The sequence below is a fragment of the Roseivirga thermotolerans genome, from assembly GCF_014653175.1.
GTDB lineage: Bacteria > Bacteroidota > Bacteroidia > Cytophagales > Cyclobacteriaceae > Roseivirga > Roseivirga thermotolerans.
The window spans coordinates 1,111,422-1,133,614 of record NZ_BNAG01000001.1 but is presented as its reverse complement, the minus strand read 5'-3'; the positions used below and the strand labels follow the sequence as shown (position 1 = coordinate 1,133,614).

20 protein-coding genes are annotated in these 22,193 nt (G+C 42.4%); 6 read left to right on the top strand and 14 right to left on the bottom strand.

Annotation, left to right across the window (positions count from 1 at the left end):
- The first annotated feature begins 106 nt into the window (after positions 1-106).
- Complete coding sequence (locus IE164_RS04870; protein WP_189629049.1) at positions 107-2,467, top strand: ABC transporter permease; 2,361 nt, start codon at positions 107-109, stop codon at positions 2,465-2,467.
- Positions 2,468-2,490: 23 nt separating this feature from the next.
- Here IE164_RS04870 and IE164_RS04865 read toward each other — a convergent pair whose 3' ends face one another.
- The 5 genes from IE164_RS04865 to IE164_RS04845 form a co-directional block, all read right to left on the bottom strand.
- Positions 2,491-3,465, bottom strand: a complete 975-nt coding sequence (locus IE164_RS04865; RefSeq protein ID WP_189629048.1) for a YpdA family putative bacillithiol disulfide reductase — start codon at positions 3,463-3,465, stop codon at positions 2,491-2,493.
- Between the two features lie 166 nt (positions 3,466-3,631).
- Positions 3,632-4,072 (bottom strand): hypothetical protein, encoded by a 441-nt coding sequence (locus IE164_RS04860; RefSeq protein WP_189629047.1) that lies wholly within the window; start codon positions 4,070-4,072, stop codon positions 3,632-3,634.
- Positions 4,073-4,129: 57 nt separating this feature from the next.
- Positions 4,130-4,711, bottom strand: coding sequence for a TetR/AcrR family transcriptional regulator (locus IE164_RS04855; protein WP_189629046.1), 582 nt, complete (start codon positions 4,709-4,711; stop codon positions 4,130-4,132).
- A 46-nt stretch (positions 4,712-4,757) separates the two neighbouring features.
- Positions 4,758-5,510, bottom strand: a complete 753-nt coding sequence (locus tag IE164_RS04850; protein WP_189629045.1) for an SDR family oxidoreductase — start codon at positions 5,508-5,510, stop codon at positions 4,758-4,760.
- Between the two features lie 143 nt (positions 5,511-5,653).
- On the bottom strand, positions 5,654-6,886 hold the full coding sequence (locus IE164_RS04845) for a M28 family peptidase (RefSeq protein ID WP_189629044.1): 1,233 nt from the start codon (positions 6,884-6,886) through the stop codon (positions 5,654-5,656).
- A gap of 66 nt (positions 6,887-6,952) precedes the next feature.
- Between IE164_RS04845 and IE164_RS04840 the strand changes: the two genes are divergently transcribed.
- The gene (locus IE164_RS04840; protein WP_189629043.1) at positions 6,953-8,062 is read left to right on the top strand and encodes a TolB family protein; all 1,110 of its coding nucleotides are present in this window, start codon (positions 6,953-6,955) and stop codon (positions 8,060-8,062) included.
- Positions 8,063-8,106: 44 nt separating this feature from the next.
- On the opposite strand, the gene IE164_RS04835 is transcribed toward IE164_RS04840, so the two are convergent.
- The 9 genes from IE164_RS04835 to IE164_RS04790 all read right to left on the bottom strand — a co-directional run bounded on the left by IE164_RS04835 (position 8,107) and on the right by IE164_RS04790 (position 17,701).
- Positions 8,107-9,042, bottom strand: coding sequence for a formylglycine-generating enzyme family protein (locus IE164_RS04835; protein WP_229838525.1), 936 nt, complete (start codon positions 9,040-9,042; stop codon positions 8,107-8,109).
- Between the two features lie 386 nt (positions 9,043-9,428).
- Complete coding sequence (locus IE164_RS04825) at positions 9,429-10,382, bottom strand: hypothetical protein (protein WP_189629040.1); 954 nt, start codon at positions 10,380-10,382, stop codon at positions 9,429-9,431.
- A 5-nt stretch (positions 10,383-10,387) separates the two neighbouring features.
- Positions 10,388-11,476, bottom strand: a complete 1,089-nt coding sequence (locus tag IE164_RS04820; protein WP_189629039.1) for a hypothetical protein — start codon at positions 11,474-11,476, stop codon at positions 10,388-10,390.
- Positions 11,477-11,481: 5 nt separating this feature from the next.
- Entirely contained in the window at positions 11,482-12,462 is a 981-nt protein-coding gene (locus IE164_RS04815) for a hypothetical protein (protein ID WP_189629038.1), read from the bottom strand.
- A gap of 5 nt (positions 12,463-12,467) precedes the next feature.
- Positions 12,468-13,541 carry a hypothetical protein gene (locus tag IE164_RS04810; RefSeq protein ID WP_189629037.1) on the bottom strand — a complete coding sequence of 358 codons (1,074 nt, stop codon included), beginning with the start codon at positions 13,539-13,541 and terminating at the stop codon, positions 12,468-12,470.
- Positions 13,542-13,546: 5 nt separating this feature from the next.
- Complete coding sequence (locus IE164_RS04805) at positions 13,547-14,869, bottom strand: hypothetical protein (RefSeq protein ID WP_189629036.1); 1,323 nt, start codon at positions 14,867-14,869, stop codon at positions 13,547-13,549.
- A gap of 5 nt (positions 14,870-14,874) precedes the next feature.
- Positions 14,875-15,861, bottom strand: a complete 987-nt coding sequence (locus tag IE164_RS04800; RefSeq protein ID WP_189629035.1) for a hypothetical protein — start codon at positions 15,859-15,861, stop codon at positions 14,875-14,877.
- 5 nt (positions 15,862-15,866) lie between these two features.
- On the bottom strand, positions 15,867-16,757 hold the full coding sequence (locus tag IE164_RS04795) for a hypothetical protein (RefSeq protein WP_189629034.1): 891 nt from the start codon (positions 16,755-16,757) through the stop codon (positions 15,867-15,869).
- A gap of 5 nt (positions 16,758-16,762) precedes the next feature.
- Positions 16,763-17,701, bottom strand: coding sequence for a hypothetical protein (locus IE164_RS04790; protein WP_189629033.1), 939 nt, complete (start codon positions 17,699-17,701; stop codon positions 16,763-16,765).
- A 356-nt stretch (positions 17,702-18,057) separates the two neighbouring features.
- On the opposite strand from IE164_RS04790, the gene IE164_RS04785 reads away from it, so the two are divergent.
- The 4 genes from IE164_RS04785 to IE164_RS04770 all read left to right on the top strand — a co-directional run bounded on the left by IE164_RS04785 (position 18,058) and on the right by IE164_RS04770 (position 22,133).
- On the top strand, positions 18,058-18,741 hold the full coding sequence (locus IE164_RS04785) for a GNAT family N-acetyltransferase (RefSeq protein ID WP_189629032.1): 684 nt from the start codon (positions 18,058-18,060) through the stop codon (positions 18,739-18,741).
- Complete coding sequence (gene argG, locus IE164_RS04780) at positions 18,731-19,930, top strand: argininosuccinate synthase (protein ID WP_189629031.1); 1,200 nt, start codon at positions 18,731-18,733, stop codon at positions 19,928-19,930. The genes IE164_RS04785 and argG overlap by 11 nt, the downstream gene beginning before the upstream one ends.
- Positions 19,927-20,880 (top strand): N-acetyl-gamma-glutamyl-phosphate reductase, encoded by a 954-nt coding sequence (gene argC / locus IE164_RS04775; protein WP_189629030.1) that lies wholly within the window; start codon positions 19,927-19,929, stop codon positions 20,878-20,880. Before argG ends, argC begins: the two co-directional genes overlap by 4 nt.
- Positions 20,881-21,005: 125 nt before the next feature.
- Positions 21,006-22,133 carry an aspartate aminotransferase family protein gene (locus IE164_RS04770; RefSeq protein ID WP_189629029.1) on the top strand — a complete coding sequence of 376 codons (1,128 nt, stop codon included), beginning with the start codon at positions 21,006-21,008 and terminating at the stop codon, positions 22,131-22,133.
- Positions 22,134-22,193 lie beyond the last annotated feature (60 nt).

Genomic DNA, 22,193 nt, shown 5'->3' with positions numbered 1-22,193 from the left:
GTCTCTATAAAACTGCAACCATTTGGGTTTTTTGAGGTCTGTGTAATGAATTCAGGCAGAAATCGTCTTCCGACTGAATTCATTTTTTGGTCAAAAAACTCAAACCATGCTACAAACAATCATTAAAACTGCTCTGCGCATTTTCTGGAAGGAACGTGCCTATGCTTTTCTCAATGTTCTTGGACTAACGGTTGGCATAACAGCCAGCATGCTGCTATTCCTCTATGTGCAAAGCGAACGATCGGTAGATCAGTTTCATCAGGACATAGATCGCATCTATCAGGTAATGGAAAACCAGGATTACTCGGGGACAATTTTCACCACCTCGGCCAATCCCGGACCGCTAAAAGATGCTCTGAAGGCGGAAATGCCTGAGGTAGAATATTTTAGCCAACTCACCTGGGAGCAGGAGCGCCTGTTTTTACACAACGGACAGAGTTTTAAGGAGCGAGGCCGGGTGGCCAGTGAAGATTTCTTCCATATTTTCAGCAACGAATTTATAGAAGGAACACGCGAAAACTCGTTGACCGAACCTTCGGTACTTTACCTTTCGAAAAGTCTCAAAGAAAGAATTTTTGGGCAAGAACCTGCTATTGGGCAAACCCTGACGGTAAATGGTTGGGGTGAATACAAAGTGGGAGGAGTATATGAGGATGCTCCCCTGAACGCTTCCTTAAAATTCGACTTTGTAATGCCTTACGCTCCGTGGGGAGAACGAAATGCCTGGTTGCAAGACTGGGGCAACAATGGCATTCGCGGAGTGGTAAAACTCCAGGCCGGTGTAGATTACCAGGAGTTTAATAAGAAAATAAAAGGCTACGTAAAGGAGAAAAATGAGGGTTCGGTGGTAGACCTTTTTCTTTTTCCTTTCAAAGACATGTACCTGAAAGGAAGCTTTGAAAATGGCAAGGCTTCAGGTGGTCGCATTGTGTATGTAAGGCTGTTTAGTATTGTAGCGGTTTTCATTCTGGTAATTGCATGCATAAACTTTATGAACCTGGCCACCGCCCGTTCTACCAAACGAGCCAAAGAGGTAGGGGTAAAAAAAGTGGTGGGTTCATCGCGCAGACAACTGGTCTTTCAGTTCATTGGCGAGTCGGTACTCATGTCCATTATTTCGGCAATCCTTTCCGGCCTGCTTGTGGCCCTGCTTGTGCCTTCGCTCAACGAGCTTATTAATGGTCATTTAAGCTTCAATTTTGAGAACATCAACCAATTGGCACTGCTACTGGGTCTTGGTTTGGTAGTGGGCGTACTAGCGGGCAGCTACCCGGCAGTCTTCCTGTCGGGCTTCAAACCGGTTAGTGTGTTAAAAGGAAGTTTCAAAACTTCAGGTTGGTCTAACGGACTGCGCAAAGGGTTAGTCATTGTTCAGTTTGTCATTAGCACCTTTCTAATTATCTCCACACTGGTTATTCATGAACAAATGGAGTTTGTGAAGAATAAAAACCTGGGCTACAACAAGGAAAACATTGTTTACTTACCAATTGAGGGCGACCTTGCCAGTGAAGAAAGCGCTCGCCTGTTTATGGCACGGGTGCTAGACAACCCTAACTTCAGCAACATTACCGTTTCTAGCAATACGCCCATCAATATTGGCTCTTCTACCTCCGGAGGATATCGATGGGAAGGCAAAACGGAGGAAAACGAAACCTTGTTCAACGTTTTGCAGGTAGGCCATAACTTTATTGAAACCCTGAATATGGAAATTATTGAGGGAAGAAGTTTTGACCCTAACCTGGCTACCGATTCGCTGCACGTAATTATTAATGAGCAGACCGCAAAGGCCATGAACGTAGAAAACCCACTTAATTATCCCATTACTTTCTGGGGCAGAACGGGTAAGGTAATTGGTATTGTAAAGGACTTTCACTTTAGCTCTCTTCACCAAAGCATTGACCCGATAGTTATTTCTCTAAGACCGGAAAATGCCAGCTATTTCATTGCCAAAATGGATGGGGGCAATACTCAGGCAGGAATAGAACACCTGGAAAACCTTGCCAAAGAGATGAACCCCAACTATCCGTTTACTTATAATTTTCTGGATGAGAGCTATGAGAATTTATACCGTGGAGAAACAACCATTGGGTTGTTGGCCAACTATTTCTCAGGCATAGCTATTTTTATTTCTTTATTGGGTCTTTTTGGGCTTGCCAGCTTTGCAGCCGAGCAGCGCATAAAAGAGATAGGCATACGTAAAGTACTTGGAGCCAGCCTTGGCAACCTGATGCTTATTATGTCTAAGAGTTTTTTGGTGCTGGTAGGCATTGGTTTTGTCATTGCAGCGCCTTTATCCAATTGGTTCATGAACGACTGGCTTAATGGCTTTGAATACAGAATTGCTATTGGAACCATGGTTTTTGTGTTGGCAGGAGCAGCCGCACTTTTCATTACTGTGCTCACGGTGAGTTACCATGCACTAAAGGCCGCAAGCACCAACCCGGTTAAGAGCTTACGCTACGAATAGCCACGCATGCAAAGATTCGGTACTTAGGCAGAGACCGAATCTTTGCTTACCATATGCGCTAAGATTATTTGAGCATGAACTCGTGTGTTTTCAATAAACAATTTGCTGGTTTGTAAGCCGGCATTAATAACTCCCGCTACATATACTCCCGGTAATGGGGTCTCAAGCGTTTCAGGGTTGTGCAAAGGCGTTTTGTCCTCATCATCGGATATGGGTAGCCCAAGTTGCTCAAACAGCTTATAATTAGGCATGTAGCCGGTCATAGCCAGCACAAAGTCATTGGCTATAATACGCTCTCCTTCAGGAGTGTCCAGTACTACCTCCGAAGGCCGTATCTCCACAATTCTCGAATTGAAATACGCCTTTATACTACCTTCCTTAATTCGGTTCTCTATGTTGGGTCTGATCCAATATTTTACTTTAGGATATATTTCTTGCTCTCGAATCACCATTGTTACCTCTGCACCTTTGTAGTAGGTTTCTAAGGCTACATCGCAAGCCGAGTTGGCCGCTCCTACAACCACAACTTTCTGATCTACATAGGGGTGTGGATCATCATAGAAGTGTTTTACTTTTTTAAGTTCTTCTCCTGGCACATTGAGCAGGCGTGGGGTATCATAAAAACCGGTGGCCACCACCACATGGCGGCCCTCGTAATCTCCTTTAGATGTATGCAAAAGATAGTTTGCTCCACTGCGCTTCATGCGCAGCACCTCCGTATACAATTGTATTCGGAGCCCCCAACTTTCCTGTACTCTTCTAAAATATTCCAGAGCCTCTCTGCGGGTGGGTTTATCGTTGTGAGCAATAAAAGGAACTCCACCTATCTCCAATAAATTAGAGGTAGAAAAGAAGGTCATGTTGGTAGGAAAATTATAAATGGAATTGACCAGTACACCCTTTTCTAACACAATGTATGAGAGCCCGGCCTTTTTTGCCTCTATAGCACACGCCATTCCTATTGGCCCTCCTCCTATAATAATCAGATCGTATGTCAACCTACTGTACTTTTTTGATACACTAACTTAAATGGATTTACTCAGAAGTGCCGCTGGTGCTTGTGATTTTGAGCATAGCAACCACCGACCGAAAGGAGGCTTCCCAGCTCCTTCCATTCATCTTAACTTAAATGAAATAGTGTATGAAAAGTTCTCCTCCCCGCAATTAATTGTGAATTCGATTGCTTTTATGATGAAAGAGCAAGACAAAGGCAGCACTAATAATGACAATATTTTTTACAATGTATTGTCCTTCTATGGTCAATTGAAACGGAAAGGAACGAAAGGTAACTTCGGGCAATACGGCCATTGGCATAATGGTACAAAGCATGTGAAAGAGCAATAACCAAAAAGTAAACCTGAATTCGCGCGTAAACACCAGCATAACGCCTAAAGCTACCTCTAAGAGTGCCAGGCTGGGAAGTATCATGGCGTCAGGCAGTAGTCTCAAGGTTAAAATGTCTACCGTTTCAGAAGCCAGGCTTTCAGCAGGGCTAAGGCCGGGAAAGAACTTCAGGCCCCCAAACCACAAAAAAAGCACCCCAATGCAAATTCTGAGAATCTTAAACTGATTGCGCTCTAAAAAAACCGATACTACACGTGCCATAATCCAAAAATTGGCTTCTAATATAGATAAAATGACTAATCAGAAAAGTGATTCTGATTAATCTAATGCCGAAAGTGTGATATCGATGACCTCCTGAAGTTCTCTATTGGAGATTTGCGTTTTACAAACCACTCGAATACCGCTAATTACACTAAAAATAAACCGTGCCAATGACTCGGGAGAGTGGGCCGAAGAGAATTGGCCACTGGCCTGACCTTCTTTAATGAGTTCGGCAAGAACCTGCTCTACCGTCCGTCTGTTTTCTTCCACCATGGCCTGTACTTCTTTATCCATAGTCGCCAGTTCGGTGGTTGAATTCACCACAAAACAGCCCTTTCTGTCTGCATCGGCAATCATGTCGTTGACCAAGTGCTTAAGAAAGTTTTCTATGATTTGCCGGGCGGGCTTTTCAGATCTGATTTCTTCTAAAAACCAGGAAGAAGCATATTGGCGGTAGCGTTTCAGTGCCGCAAGGTACAGACGATGTTTATCGCCCCAGGTATCGTACATACTGGCTCTATTGATGCCGAGCTCGTCTACCAAATCCTGAATGGAGGTGGCATGATAACCTTTGCGCCAAAAGAGTTGTAGTGCCTTATCCAACACCTCCTGCTCATCAAAATTCTTCTTCCTGGCCATAACGATCTCATTTTCAAATCGATCGTTCCAAAAATAACTAAAATTATCAGATGGTAGCTATCCCGCCATCCACCAAAATCTCTTCTCCGGCTATAAAGGAGGAGTCTGAAGAGGCCAGAAACAATACGGTATTGGCCACCTCATCGGCATTTCCAAATCGCTTCAGCGGTACACGGTTGGCAAAATCTTCTGCCATTAACCTAAGCTGTTCTTCAGTCATTCCCATTTTGTTGTAAATGGGTGTTTCCACCGGACCGGGGCTCACTGTGTTCACCCGAATATGGCGTGGAGCCAACTCAGCCGACAAGGTACGGGCAAAACTTCTGACAGCCCCTTTGGTGGCCGAGTATACCGAGCTATTTTCGAAACCTTTGTGAATAACCGCTGAGGCATTAAGCACGATGGTTCCTCCATTGTTCATTAGAGGCAATAGCTTTTTAATGGTGAAGAAAAGGCCTTTTACATTGGTGTTGAAGTGAGCATCGAAAAAAGCCTCATCTACTTGCTCTATCGGTGCAAACCAAGCTATACCTGCATTGGCAAAAAGAATGTCTATTTGGCCATAGCTTGCCTTTAACTTACCCGCAAGTGTATCGATGGCCGTAAGGTCTGAAGTATCGGACTGCACAATTTGAAGGTTGTCATCATCAATCTCTCTTTGTGCTTTTTCCAGTGTTTCCAATGTTCGGCCGGTAATGACAACGCGGGCTCCCTCTCTTAAAAATAGTTTGGCTGTTGCCAGCCCAATCCCTGTACTGCCACCTGTAATGACGGCTACTTTGTTTTTTAATTTGCTCATGTTGGTTAATTAGAATGAATGTTCCAAAATTTTAATTACTAATTCAGAACAATCGTTCCAATAAAGAGTTCCAAACGAAGCCGTCTAATGAAACATTTTCAAAAATTCTGCTTTAGGCAGACGCCCAATGGGGAGAATAGAAGCTAGAACTTAACTTTTACTGTACTAATCTGGTCTCCGCGTTTATATTGAACGGTGGTCTCATCACCCGGAGTAAAGGCGCTGAGCGCGCGCATGTAGCTCATCATATCCACTATGGTAGAATCGCCCATTTTTATTACCACATCACCCTTTTGCATGCCAGCCATGGCGGCAGGCTTTCCATCGGTAACACCATCTAACCTCATGCCCTCTCCATCATACAGGTAGTCCGGAACTACACCAAGGGTTACGGTAAAACGTGGTGAGTCTCCACTATTGTCCTGGGTTTTAGTAAACTCAAGCTTCTCTTTGGAATCTAACTCACCCATAAGGCGCTCTATGAAACGAATCACCTTTACCATACCTTCATAATTTATTTTATCGGCATCGTCCGAAGGCTTGTGGTAGTCTTCATGCTGACCGGTGAAGAAGTGCAATACGGGAATATCTTGCAGGTAAAAAGAGGTATGGTCTGATGGCCCAACCCCTGACTCCGAGGTAACCAGCTTCAGCGAGTCATAATTAATTTTATTGAGTACATCTTTCCATACCGGGCTGGTGCCAACACCATTAATGGCCAGGCTTTTTTCTTTATTCAAGCGCCCAACCATATCCATGTTAATCATAAAATTGAGGCTGTCCACCGCCACCGTTGCATTTTTAGAGAAGTAATTGGAACCCCATAGCCCATTCTCCTCTCCGGAGAAGGCAATGAACAAATAGTTATAGTCTGACTTCTTCTCTTTCAGAATTCTTGCCAATTGAATGAGTGCCGCTGTTCCGCTGGCGTTATCATCGGCTCCATTATGAATGGCCGGTTCTCCCCTATACAAGGAACCCTCACTGCCATAGCCAAGGTGATCGTAATGTGCTCCCAGCACAATAGTAAATGGTTTTCCGTTGTCAATGAAACCTACTACATTTCTACCTGCAATGCCTTCACCGTTGGTTCCAATTACGGCCTGTTCATGTGGATTTGTAGGCTTGTTTACCCGAAAAACCTGAAAGTACTTGTCGGTGCCCTTTGGCTCAAGCCCTATTTCTTTGAACTTATCAGCAATGTATCGGGCCGCTAACACCTCACCATCTGTGCCAATAGCACGCCCTTCCAGGTCATCGCTGGCCAAATACTCCACATCCTGTTTGAGTCTGGTTAAAAGTTCTTTATCAGTGGTAAAATCGGTGCAGGCTACAGCGATCAGCGCTATCACCAACACGAACAGTGGCATCTTCATGGCATCGGTTTTAAGGCCAAAGATAATAATGATTATCTTCGCGGCATTATCGAAAATTTCAATTTAATGAAACGTTTCTCCTTCCTGATAGTCGCCTTGGCTATTCTCTCTTGTGGCGGTAAAGAATCTAACCAGTCTTCTACTAGCGAGGCCCGATCGGCCACCGACTCTCTTCTTCTTCACCCCGAAGAGATGAAATACCTTAAGAACATAAGGCAGATTACTTTTGGTGGCAACAATGCCGAGGCTTATTGGAGTTTTGATGACAGGTTTCTGGTCTTCCAAAGTGATTATAAAGAATGGGGAGTGAACTGCGACCAGATTTTTGTGACCGACTGGCGCAACGATGATCTAAAAAACAACAAACCGACAATGGTAAGTACGGGACTCGGCAGAACTACCTGCTCCTACTTTCTACCGGGCAATCAAACCATTGTCTATGGCTCCACCCACTTAGGTGATGAAGCTTGTCCTCCTACACCTGAGCGCAGAGCCGATGGTAAATATGTTTGGCCTATTTATCCGAGCTTTGACATTTTCACTGCTGACCCTGATGGCAATATTATAAGTCAGTTGACCAACGAGCCGGGTTATGATGCTGAAGCAACTGTTTCTCCTAAGGGGGATAAGATTGTCTTTACCTCAATGCGAACAGGCGATCTGGAGCTTTTTACTATGAATATAGATGGTTCGGATGTAAAGCAAATTACCAACGAGTTGGGCTATGACGGGGGTGCATTTTTCTCTCCTGATGGCTCGAAGCTGATTTTTCGCTCTTCCAGACCAAAAACTGAAGAAGAAATAAAGGAATATAAAGACCTGTTAGCACAAGGGCTTGTAATGCCAACGGATATGGAGCTTTACATTTGCAATGCGGATGGAAGCGACCTAAGGAAACTCACAGATCTTGGCCAGGCCAATTGGGCACCGTTTTTTCATCCTTCAGGGGAGAAAATCATTTTTGCCAGTAATCACACGGCTACAAGAGGCTTCCCTTTTAACCTGTACATGATCAATATTGATGGAACTGGATTGACCCGAATCACCCGAGATGAGACTTTCGATGCTTTCCCAGTCTTCTCCAATGATGGCAAATACATTGTGTTCTCATCTAACAGAAACAATGGTGGCACAAGAGATACCAACCTGTTTGTAGCTGAGTGGATTGGGGGGTGATCCTAGTTCAATGTTTTAAGTTCAAAGTGACTTCAAACATAAAACTACTTCTCAACCACCATCATTACCAATCTGAAACCAGTATAAGCAGTTGGCTTGGAGAACTCCTGTCTTGAACTTATCATAGCCCAATAGGGTGTTTGAAGATAACTTCCTCCTTTAGCCACTGTTGAATTTTTTCCTTCACTATAAGGTGAGGTTGTCATTTCACTCACATTGCCGCTCATGTTGTACAAGCCATAGCGATTTGGCATAAATTGATTTACCGGGCTCGTGTAGCTGGTGGGGTTGACTTTGTCAATCTGTTCCTGAGCAAGGCTAAATTCAATTGAACCACCTTCTTGAACTTGGCTGATTATGTTGGTGTCACTTACTCTTAAAATATTGGCGAGAATATCTCCTTTAGAGTTTCTAATGTAAGGTCCACCCCAGGGAAAAGGAGCAACATCATTACCTCCTCGAGCTGCCCATTCCCATTCTTGTTCAGTTGGCAAGCGGAAAAGGACTTTCTTGAACTCACGTTTCGGTTGATTATTATATGCTACAGTAAGCCATTCAGCATAGGCTTTGGCATCACTTAAGTCTACACCAACAATTGGATAATTGTCAAAAGCTGTATGCTCATAGTAGTGCATGAGCTTGGATTCATCGAGGTTTTTCCGAAAGTTCCAGACACTTACTTCTGGTTCATGTTTAGTGTTCTTTTCTCCACCATCTCCATAAAACCTCCTGTAGTCTACTACTCTTGTCTCAAACTTTGCCATATAAAATCCAGCCTCACCTGCATGTCCAGGAATGTACGCCCAGTGTTTCTCGGAAAGTATATCAGGAATTTGAGGAGCTTTATTTTGAGCGAATGATGGTGTTGAGAATAGCAGTATTGCCAGCAAAAGTGTGTTAGCTTTGTTCATTGTTTTTAAGTTGAAGTTTAAGATGAACAATAAACGAATCAAATACTTCTTTCTTGCCTCAGTGCTCATTCAGATGTTTGTGATAACCTCACTGGCCACAGGATCGCCCCTATTGACCATGCCGGTCGTGGAAGGAGGTAGTTTGCCTTGGGGCAACTTAATGACTGCGGTTATGTTCGTGCTGTTTCCTCTCAACTTTCTCATCATTAGAAGTACCAGGAAAGTTCATCCAATTCCGCTTAAAGTATTTCGAATCTGTGTTCTAGCGAGCTTAGTTCTAGGAGTTCTTTGGATTCCCGTAACCTATCTGCTTTCAGGCAACTGGTCGGCCAGCTTCAGCGGACAGGATAATGCCTCTGAAATTTGGTGGGCATATACTTATGCCACACCCATTCTGCCATTTGCAGGATACTTTTTAATGAGAATCCTAACTATGTTTTTTAAGCCAAAGTGATTTAGTTCACTTTGGTTTTTAGAATTTCTACATCTTGCTTCAAGCTCAATAACAATTCTTTTAGGTCTTGATTCTCCTTTTTTAAGGCTTCGTTTTCTTTATTCTCATCAATGAGATACAAAGTTAACTCCTCAATCTTTTTCAAAAGAACTGCCTGAATATCTCCCAAATCTTGGCCATTTATTTCTATTTCTTTGGCAGAGGGCACTTCGGGTAGGTGCTGGTTTTGCTGGACAAATTGTTCCAGCTCTTTTAAGGGTCTGAGTTTGTAATCTGAGGAGAAAACGTAGTCAGGCCAAGGCGATGCCTCAACTTTAACCTTTTTGGAGCGGATGGTGCCGTTGACTTCGAGTTTTTCTGAGGGTGATGTCGTGCCAATACCAACATTATGATCAACAATGAGATCACCATTTGATTTAACACCCCATAAAAAAGATGAATTGGAGGATGTCGCTTTGATTGGAGTACTTAAACCACTCCCCGAAGGCCCTTTAATCTGCTGATAGATATAGCCATTTCTTACTGGGGAGTCACTTGGCAAGTAACCATACGCCCCATGGTTTCCCGAAATGACTTCCATGAACATCCGAGGATAAGCACCCTGACTGTAGAATCCATAACCCTGAGAATTATAATCTACATATCCTCCATGTACTGACCGATAATTAAAATATCTACTGATGGAAACTCCACTCCCATCTGTATAAGCAGAGGCAGTAAAACTTCGATAAGTATTACTTGTAATGAAATCACTGGGACTTAGATTACTAAATTTTGATATTAGAGCCCCATGCGATTCAACAGAACCTGATATTTGGAGTTTAACTCGAGGGTCGTCTAAACCAATCCCAACATTACCAGAATTATAATATATATCCGATCCACTGGTTGTCCATTGAGCAAATAAGGAAGTTGTAGCAAGAAGAATTAGTAGGGAATAAAGAGCCTTTTTCATAATGTTTATTGTTTTTGGTTTTTAATAGTTTCAATCTCTTTCTTCATTTCGAGAAGCAGACTTTTTAACCCATTATTTTCGCTCTCCAATTTCTGATATTTGGAATCTAAAGCCTGAAATCTGGCATCTGAAGTCTGAAGTCTTTTCTCTTGCTCAATGGTATAAAGCGTCAACTCCTCAATTTTCTTTAAAAGCACTGCCTGAATATCCCCCAAGTCTTGGCCGTTAGCTTCTATCTCCTGAGCAGAAGGCACTTCAGGTAGGTGCTGGTTTTGCATGATAAAATGCTCAAGTTCGTTTAATGGCCTGAGCTTGTAATCTGAAGAGAACACGTAGTCAGGCCAGTTACCCGGGGTTTGGGTGACTTTGACTTTTTTAGATTCTAAATCTCCATTGAGAATCATTGAGCCACTTCCATTAACCCTTAAAACCTCACCATTAGGAGTATTTCTCAACACCATTAATACATGGCCGGATGAAGTACCTGTGTCTACAATAAACCTTGCGGATTCCTGACCAAGTGATGAATTACCCCTAACCTTTAATATTCCATTATTTATATCAAGTGATGCCGTTGGAGTATTAGTTCCTATGCCGATGCGGCCGTCTTTTGCAATACTCATTCGAGTGACTCCGGCCGTGCGAATATGAACCCCACCCCTTGCCGTGCTTGAATATGGGTTTTCAATGTAATAGTCCCAGTTTGTTCCAATAAAATGTCTTGCGTAATCAGTGTTATTGTAAGCAAGTTTAAGTGTGCTTTTTGAGCCATCGTCTGAGTAGTGATTTATGGGAGCATTGACATGGAGTATTGAAGAAGGGGTTGTAGTTCCTACTCCCACGTTCCCATTAGGTTCAATTCTGACTCTCTCAATAGCTCCGATTCCTGTATGAAAAGACATATGTTTATCAGCATTTGATCTACTGGCTAATTGGAGGCTCCCCCAATTATATGAGATTATTTGCCCATGAGTTAGACTTGTATTTAAAGTATTGGTTCCTGCGAATTGAAGACGATCAGAAATAACCGTTGATTGAGCGCAGACCAGAACGGAAGAGAAAAAAATGAGCAGACAATAAAGAGTCTTTTTCATAGTGTTTATTGTTTTTGATTTTTAATAGCTTCTATTTCCTTCTTCAGTTCCTCAAGCACTTCTCTTAATTCCTGATTTTCGCCTTCCACTCTTGTGATTTGCTCTTTGAGGTTTGAGTTTTCATTATTCTCCTGAATAAGGTATAGCGTCAACTCCTCAATCTTTTTTAAAAGCACCACTTGAATATCTCCCAAGTCCTGGCCATTGGCTTCTATTTCTTTGGCAGAGGGCACTTCGGGTAGGTGCTGGTTTTGCTGGACAAATTGTTCCAGCTCTTTTAAGGGTCTGAGTTTGTAATGTGAGGAGAAAACGTAGTCAGGCCAACCGGTTGCTTCTACTTTTACTTTTTTGGAGCGTATGGTGCCGTTGACTTCAAGCTTTTCGTTTGGAGATGACATTCCAATACCAACGTTACCCCCTTGAAGACTTAGGGATAAATCTCCATTTCTTCTGACTATTAAAGGCATTTGATTAACTAAATCTGACCACACATAGAAATCACCTACTTCAATTCCATAATTTGAATCATTGGAATGAGCCATACCAAGCCGAATACTTTCATCATTGCTCGGAGTCTGAAATCTTACCTCTGGCCATAGTGATGATGAAAGTTTGAGATAGTTTCTTGATGTAAGATTTCCAATTCTGGTATCCCCATTGACTTCAAGTAGTTTTGTTGGAGAGGAAGTCCCAATCCCAACATAACCATTATCACCATCAATAGTCAGTCGATCGGCATTGCCAGAAAAGAGGACAAGCTTTCCAAGAGTATTACCAGTACGAGTCCAAATAGCGTGATTTCCAGTACCAACGTAAATCCCATCATTCAGTCCATTACCAATCCAACCACTTCCTTTTACATCTAACTTATATGCTGGGCTTGAAGTACCAATACCCACATTTCCACTTGATGGAAAAGTATTGCTTTGGGCCAGCATAAATGAATTGATAAATAGTACGATCGCTGATAAAAGTGTCTTCTTCATAATGTTTATTGTTTTTGGTTTTTAATGGTTTCAATTTCTTTCTTCATCTCAAGAAGCATTGTTTTCAACTCTGCATTCTCACTCTCCAACTTCTGATATTTGGAATCTAAAGACTGAAATCTGGCATCTGAAGTCTCAAGTCTTTTTTCCTGCTCAATAGTATACAAAGTCAACTCCTCAATCTTCTTCAATAACACTGCCTGAATATCTCCCAAGTCCTGACCGTTGGCTTCTATCTCTTGAGCAGATGGTACCTCTGGCAGGTGTTGGTTTTGCTGGACAAATTGTTCCAGCTCTTTTAAGGGTCTGAGTTTGTAATCTGAGGAGAAAACGTAGTCAGGCCAAGGCGATGCCTCAACTTTAACCTTTTTGGAGCGGATGGTGCCGTTAACTTCGAGTTTTTCATTTGGGGAGGTGGTTCCTACACCAACGTTGCCTGTCATACCCGTAATCAGTGCAGACCCATCAATCCTTATAGGTCTTTGATTACTATTGGTATCAAAATATAGACTATAGTCTGAAGTGTGATATATATTACCCTCATAAGAGTTTCCTGGACTTCTTAAACGAATATAGCCTTGACGGCCAGTATTAGATCCCAATTCCAAAAGTTTTCCTGGGCTGGAAGTTGCTATACCAACATTGCCATTAGATGCAATAGTCATGCGTTCACTTGGAGCAGATGTAGAATTGTCAGACATAAAAAATCTTATTCCATGTCTACCTACACTTATTGCTCCATTTCTAAGGAAACTACTGGAATTGACAATATTGTCACTATTAGAATTTACACCTTGCCAGTTAGCTGAAATAACCAAATCATCCTGAAAAGCTCCTGCTGTACCACTGTAGTCATGATTACCCCATATATAGCCTTTAGTATTGCCAATTGTAAATTCCTGATAGGCATAGTTGGAAAGCCTTATATTGCCTGCTACAGTCAGTTTCTCTGTAGGTGTGGCAGTACCGATACCAACCTTACCGGAATTATAGTAAATACCTGAAACACTTGTTGTCCATTGAGCAAATGCTAGAGTTGATGAAAGAAGTATAAGAAGTGCGTAGACAAGTTTTTTCATAGTATTTATTGTTTTTGGTTTTTGATGATTTCTTGTAAAAGAACTTTAAGCTCATTGTATTGGCTTTCCAACTTATGATATCTGGCATCTGAAGTCTCAAGTCTCTTTTCTTGCTGGATGGCATACAATGTCAACTCTTCAATCTTCTTCAAGAGAACTGCCTGAATATCCCCCAAGTCTTGGCCGTTAGCTTCTATCTCCTGAGCAGAAGGCACTTCAGGTAGGTGCTGGTTTTGCATGATAAAATGCTCAAGTTCGTTTAAGGGTCTGAGTTTGTAATCTGAGGAGAAAACGTAGTCAGGCCAGTTACCCGGGGTTTGGGTAACCTTTACCTTCATGGATTCTATATTACCTTGGAAAAGTGCGTTGCCGTTCACCTCCAGTTTTTCATTAGGAGATACGGTACCAATCCCAACACTGCCATTAGTCAGAACTGTAAGCTTTTCACGACCATTAGTAATAATCCCAAAATTGTGATTGGAAATAGTCCCAACCTTTGCATTGCCCCCAGTGTGAGCCCACAAAGATGTTTGAACTCCAGTAGCTCGCTCTTCAATCAGAATACGTGAATGAACATTATCATCTAGGTTTATTGTGGCCCCCCAACTTCCGGGGTTATTAAATGTGTCATCTCCAACATACAAATGCCCGTCTCTTAAATCAAATTTGGCACTAGGGGAAGTAGTACCGATTCCTACAAAACCCGTTTCTGCCTTGAGTGTCATCGTGGGTGTCATAACACCTGAGTCTCTTCTCCTAAACTGAATATCGCCCCAAACCCTATTGGGTTCATTTTCATACTTGTTATCAATAAAACCAACGGCAGAATTGGGATGATAAGAAAGTTCAAGACCAGAATCATCAGTTGTCCCCCAATCCAATTTTAAGCGTGCATGCTCATCCGGGCTAGAAGGTCTTATCCTTAATGAAGGTTCAGTACCAAAGATTTCCAAGTTCGCGCTTGGGGTTGTTGTTCCAATACCCACATTCCCATTAAGCGTATTAATGGACATATGAGTTGTTAAGGAGGCGTTGGTAGTATTGGCTGGAGCACTGGAAAAATGAATTGCATTTCCCCAATTAAGAATCAAGGATCCTCTAATAGTTGACTGAAAACTGTTCCATCCCGCATTCGTATGCTCAATACCCATGCCCCAGTATGGATAATGTCCGCCATTAGTAGATCCAAATCTATTCCAGTTCTTGATTTTTAAAGCGGCCGCAGCATCATAGTCAATATTGGCCTGCCCTGAGCTTGGAAATGAGTTTTGAGCGAAGGTAAATACCGAAAAGAAAAGAAAAATTGGGGCGTAGATGATCTTCTTCATAATGTTTATTGTTTGTCGTTTTTGATAGTTTCAATTTCCTTCTTTATTTCCTGAAGCATTTCTCTTAGTTCTTGATTTTCATCTTCTACTTTTGTGATTTGCTCTTTGAGGTTTGAGTTTTCCTTATTCTCCTGAATAAGGTAGAGCGTCAACTCTTCAATCTTCTTCAAGAGAACTGCCTGAATATCACCCAAGTCTTGACCATTGGCTTCTATTTCTTTGGCAGAGGGCACTTCGGGTAGGTGTTGATTTTGTTGGATATAAGTTTCCAACTCGGTTAAGGTTCTAAGTTTAAAGTTGGGTGAGAAGACGTAATCTGGCCAATTGCCAGGGTCTTGTGTGACCTTAACTTTCATGGACTCAATGTTGCCTTGGAATAAGGCGTTGCCATTGACTTCTAGTTTCACAGAGGGTGAGGTTGTGCCTATTCCTACTTGACCACCATCCTTTATGGTAAAGACCTCGGTACTACCATCTAGAATATTTACAAGATCAGCATTTCCGGTTCCTACGACCTTAAAGACAGGAGCAGTATTATTATCACTCAGAACAGAGAGGTCAGCCCCATTAACATTATGCCCAAAATAACGTGTTGCACTAATATAACTTTGAAACTTGCCTGTTGGTGAAGAAGTCCCAATACCTACACTACCATCATTTTTAATAGCAAAATGAGTGGTAGAATTACTTATGGTCTGAATGGCTAAAGTATTATCGCTTATCGCGGGAATACCTGCTTGAATTCTCCAATCTTCCGAGGAACCATAAGTATTGTAAAGTCTCAATTGAGCACCTCCTGCACCACTTTTAGATATCTTTAGAATTCCATTGGTCGAAATATTCCCATTAATATCAAGCTTATCAACGGGTGATATTACTCCTATACCTACGTTACCAGAATTGTAGTAGATGTTGGAACCACTGGTTGTCCATTGAGCAAATGCTAGATTTGATGAGAAAAGTATAAGAAGTGAATAGATAAGCTTTTTCATAATGTTTATTGTTTGTGGTTTTTAATGGATTCAATCTCTTTCTTCAAATCCAGAAACAGGGCTTTCATCTCTGAATTTTCAACCTTGAGTTGTGAATTATCGGCTTCCAGCTTCTGTCTACCGTCTTCCAGCTCAATCACATACAATGTCAACTCCTCAATCTTCTTCAAAAGCACCACTTGAATATCTCCCAAGTCCTGACCGTTGGTTTCAATCTCTTGGGCAGAAGGTACTTCGGGTAGGTGTTGATTTTGCTGGATAAAATGCTCTAGCTCGATTAATGGCCTGAGGTTGTATGCAGAGGAAAAGACATAGTCTGGCCAGTTACCTGGAGTTTGGGTTACTTTGACTTTCTTGGTCTCAATATCGCTTTCAAAAAGTACTTTGTCTCCAGTGGGAATGATGGATAGATTGCCACTTGAGTTAACCTTTAATTGAGCATGATTGCTAATACCCCCATCGTAGATACGGATTCCACCACTACCTCCCCCATAATTATAATTGAACCTTACATCTGTTCCCGTACCACCAGAACTGATCATGAGGTTGCCAGAATTGCCTCTTTTAATAACTGCATCACCGCTTACCGGAGATAGAATTAGTCCATAGTTGGTATTTGAGTAAATCGTTCCACTCACATATAAATTAGAATTCGTTCCACCGTACCCAACATAGATTGCTTTTCCATTGGCATAATTTAGATACAGGTCATCTTGATTTATTGTATTAGGCTCTTTTCCATAAAGATGTCTAACAATCAGGCCTTGATTACTGAATCCACCTACGTTGACACTGCCCGAATTATAGTACAGGGGACTTAAGTCGATTCTTGTGCCTTGAGCAAACATCCAAGTAGAAGATAAAAGAATAAGAACAGAGTAAATGAGCTTTTTCATAATGTTTATTGTTTTTGGTTTTTAATGATTTCAATTTCTTTTTTAAGAGAGGTGTTCTCAGATAGCAGCCTTTCAATAAGAATTTGCTGCTCTTTATCTCTCTTGTCTTGATCAATCACATACAACGTCAACTCCTCAATCTTTTTTAAAAGCACCACTTGAATATCTCCCAAGTCTTGACCATTGGCTTCTATTTCTTTGGCAGAGGGCACTTCGGGTAGGTGCTGGTTTTGCTGGACAAATTGTTCCAGCTCGTTTAAGGGTCTGAGTTTGTAATCTGAGGAGAAAACGTAGTCAGGCCAAGGCGATGCCTCAACTTTAACCTTTTTGGAGCGGATGGTACCGTTGACTTCGAGTTTTTCAGACGGGGAGGAGGTGCCGATTCCAATCTTGCCGTCACCTCTCATAAATAGTAGATCGTCTTGCCAAGCTGATTTAAACCTTATGGAGTTGCCTGTTGAGCCTATTCCGGCAAACATTCCCTGTAAGAAGAATTGATCGCTTGTCCCTTCTGAAATTTTGATAATGTTGGAGTTGTCTTGGTCTCGCCCCAGGTTGTGTAAAATTATACCGCCACCTGATACATGTAGTTTATCTGAAGGAGTAGTGGTACCAATACCTAGATGACCATTCTCCGTCAGTCGCATCAATTCGGTATTCTCCTTATAAAAAGCGTGGATGGATTTTGCTCTATAATAGTTACCGGAGTTATAAATAAAGCGATCATAGACGCCATCATTGATGGCGAAGTTGTCATTTGAAATGATATCAAATCCATTCTCAAGCCTTATACTCCCTACTATATGAAGTTTTTCGGAAGGAGAGCTTGTACCAACCCCAACATTACCAGAACTATAATATATATCCGATCCACTGGTTGTCCATTGAGCAAATAAGGAAGTTGTAGCAAGAAGAATTAGAATGGAATAAAGAGTTTTTTTCATAATGTTTATTGTTTGTAATGAATGTAGCTAAAGAAACAGATAAATCAGAAATAAAATATTGATTGTAAGCAACGATCATTACCCCTTATGAAAAATTCTTATTTGTGCATTTCAAACTTTTTATTTCCTTTGTCCCCTCAATGCAAAACGCAGCTAACATAGTAACCCCACCCGGTATGTCTCCTGTTTCAAGAGGAGAGAGGGCTGTTTGCACTATCAGGCAAGATAGGCGCTAGTCGCCACTGCTTCCTTTTGTCGCCTACGTGGTGACTCTTTAACCTATATTTCTTAGTTTAATCATTTTGAATTTCAACCCAAGTCTGTTTACAGGCTTAGTTTTGATACCCAACCCGCAAATGGAATTAAAATTTACTGTAAGACCGGCCACCTCCAACGATGTGCACTATGCACAAACTATAGTCGATGAAATTGCTTCATCGGCTGCCAAAAGAGGCACGGGAATAGCCAGGCGCACTCCGGAATATATCTCCAAAAAAATGGATGAAGGCAAAGCCGTCATTGCCTATGCCCAAGATGGTACATGGGCAGGTTTCTGCTACATAGAGGTATGGAGCCATGGCCAGTTTGTGGCCAACTCGGGCCTAATTGTCAATCCTGAGTTTCGTGGCCACGGGCTGGCAAAGCGGATCAAACAGGAGGTATTTAAGCTCTCCCGCAAAAAATACCCGGAAGCAAAGATATTTGGTCTAACTACTGGGGCAGCCGTGCTTAAAATCAACTCCGAATTAGGATATAAGCCCGTGATCTACGAAGAGCTTACACAAGATGAAGACTTCTGGGCAGGCTGTAAGACCTGTGTGAACTTTGACATTCTCACCGCAAAAAACAGAAAGAACTGCATTTGTACAGCCATGCTTTATAATCCGGCCTGGGAGAAAAATATTAAACCCAAAAGGACCGTCTGGACCGAGAGAGAGCTAGACAAAGACCTTAAGCTCTTTGAGCGCTGGATTAAATTTAAAAAGAGTGTATTGCTGAAGATAGACGAACGGAAAAAGAAAAAAGAAAATGGAAAATAACAAAGTGGTACTGGCATTCAGTGGTGGTTTAGACACATCATTTTGTGCAAAATACCTGGCCGAAGATAGAGGGATGGAAGTGCACTCTGTGGTTGTAAACACCGGTGGATTCGATGAGGCTGAAATCAAAAGAATTGAAGATAGAGCGAATAGCTTAGGCGTAAAATCGCACAAAACCATAGATGAGACAGACAACTACTATCAGAAAGTAGTACGCTTTCTCATCTTCGGCAATATTCTAAAAAATGGTTCTTATCCTCTTTCGGTAAGTGCTGAGCGCGTTTCACAGGCAGTAGCCATTGCCCAGTATGCCAAGGAAGTTGGTGCCAAGGCCATTGCCCATGGTAGCACAGGTGCCGGTAACGATCAGGTTCGTTTCGATATGATCTTTCAGACATTTATGCCTGAAGCGGAAATCATCACTCCTATTCGTGACCTTCGTCTTTCAAGAGAAGCCGAGATTGAATACCTACAATCTAAAGGCGTAGACTTCGACTTCACCAAGTCTGTTTATTCCATCAACAAAGGCCTTTGGGGTACTTCAGTTGGAGGAAAGGAAACATTGAAGTCTAATGGCAACCTGCCGGAATCTGCTTTCCCTACTCAAGTAACAAAGACAGCGGCAGAGGAATTAAAACTGACTTTCGAAAAGGGCGAAATCATGGCTATTAATGATAAAGTATATGACAAGCCGGCCCAAGCCATTTTAGCCCTGGAAAAAATTGCCGGTCCTTTTGGAATAGGAAGAGACATTCACGTGGGAGATACCATTATAGGTATCAAGGGTCGTGTGGGTTTTGAAGCCGCAGCCAGTGTGCTGTTGATCAAGTCTCACCAGGCATTGGAGAAACACGTGCTTAGCAAATGGCAGATTTACTGGAAAGATCAGGTTTCTGCATTCTACGGCAACTGGCTGCACGAAGGCCAATTCCTTGACCCTGTGATGCGCGACCTTGAGGCCATGCTGAAAAGCACTCAGCGCAACGTTACAGGCGATGTATTCCTGACATTATTCCCTTACAGATATCAGATCAATGGTATTGAATCAGTTCACGACCTAATGTCTGCCAAATTCGGCCACTATGGAGAAATGAACAAATCATGGACTGGTGACGATGTAAGAGGCTTTGCCAAGATATTCGGTAACCAGAATGCCATTTACCATCAGGTGAACGAAGAAGAGATATGATTAAGGTAGGAATTATAGGAGGTGCTGGATACACTGGCGGAGAATTGATCCGTCTTCTACTCAACCACCCGGAAGCTGAAATCAGCTTTGTTCAAAGCCGCAGTCAGGCGGGTAAAAAGCTTTATTCTTCACACAATGATCTGTTGGGTGAAACCGAAATGGAATTCGTACCAGAATGGCACAGCGAAGTAGACGTTTTGTTCCTCTGCATGGGTCATGGCGACTCCAAGAAGTTCATGGAGGCGAATCAGGTGGATGATTCCGTAAAGATCATAGACCTTGCTCATGACTATAGATTGGATGACACTAAAGTGTATGGCTTACCAGAGTTGAACAGAGAGGCCACCAAGTCGGCCAATTTTGTAGCCAACCCTGGTTGTTTTGCCACAGCCATTGAATTGGCTTTGCTTCCACTGGCTCATAATGGCATGTTGAAGGAAGTGCATGTTTCAGGAACCACCGGCTCTACCGGTGCGGGAGTGATGCCATCTGATTCGACTCACTTCAGCTGGAGAAACAACAACATTTCTACCTATAAGGAATTTCAGCATCAGCATTTGGCGGAAATCAGAAAGTCATTGATGCAATATCAACCTTGGTTTGAAAACAACATCAACTTTGTTCCTTATCGTGGAAACTTCACCCGAGGTATTCTGATCTCAGCTTATCAGTACTGCGAATGGCCTTTGGAGGAAGCCATTAGAGTGTATAAGGAATATTATGAGGGGCACCCTTTTACTTGGGTGACCGATAGTCCTTTAGATGTAAAGCAAGTGGTGAATACCAATAAATGCTTTATCCATTTACAGATGCACAATGGTTATCTGATGGTTCAGTCTGCCATTGACAACTTGTTAAAGGGAGCTTCTGGCCAGGCCGTACAAAATATGAATCTGATGTTCGGGTTGGAAGAAGCCACCGGATTGAAATTGAAGGCAAGTGCTTTTTAGAGCCCCGGCCTTCACAACAATAACTATAACACGTCATTCCCCTGAAAAGGGGAATCCCTATCGGGCTTAGGCTACATAAATAGGAGATTCCCGCCTGCGCGGGAATGACAGCAAAGAGATAGAAAATGAAATTATTCGATGTATATCCCCTCTACGATATTGAGCCTGTAAAAGCGCTGGGGTCAAAACTTTGGGATAAAGAAGGAACTGAATACCTGGACCTTTATGGAGGTCATGCGGTGATTTCAATTGGCCATACACACCCACATTATGTGAAGAGACTGACCGATCAGTTGAACGCTCTTGGCTTCTATTCCAATGCAGTGCAGAATTCGGTTCAGCAGGAATTGGCAGACAAGTTAGGACAGATTTCCGGTTGCGGAGAGTATCAGTTATTCCTTTGCAGCACTGGTGCCGAAGCGAATGAAAATGCACTGAAACTGGCTTCCTTCCACACCGGAAGAAAGAAAGTCATTGCGATGAAACAGGCTTTCCATGGCCGTACTTCAGGTGCGGTTGCCGCTACTGACAATCCAAAAATTGTAGCGCCATTCAATGCCGATCATCAGGTGGTTTTTGTACCGATGAATGACATTGAGGCACTTAAAGCTGAGCTTGATGATCAGACAGCTGCTGTCATTATCGAAGGTATGCAAGGAGTTGCGGGCATCTATGTACCAAGCAATGATTATCTGCAGCAGGTTTCAGCGCTTTGTAAGGAAGCTGGCGCCTTGTTGATCATGGATGAGGTGCAATCCGGAGCAGGTCGTTCCGGTAAGTTCTTCGCATATCAGCACAGCGGTATACAGCCTGATGTAATCTCTTTAGCTAAAGGAATTGGTAATGGATTTCCAGTAGCTATGATTTTGATTGCCCCTCACATTCAGCCTTGGCATGGCATGTTAGGAACTACTTTTGGCGGAAATCATTTGGCCTGTGCCGCATCATTGGCTGTACTTGAAGTAATAGAACAGGAAAACCTAATGGCGAATGCAGCCGAATTGGGAGAATGGTTGATAGCCGAACTCAAGTCTATTCCACAAATTAAAGAAGTGCGTGGAATGGGGCTTATGCTTGGTCTGGGCTTCGATTTCTCGGTGGCTGAGCTAAGAAAGAATCTGCTTTTCAGCCATAAAATATTTACCGGCTCGGCTGGCGATAAAAATACAATGAGATTATTGCCGTCACTGGCCGTTACCAAGGAAGAGTTAAACCAATTCCTTGAAGCATTAAAAATTGAGTTGAATAAATAAAACAACCGCTTCGCCAAATGGGCAGAGGTTGTCTCAAAAGTTCTTGCTTTGTCATTCCCA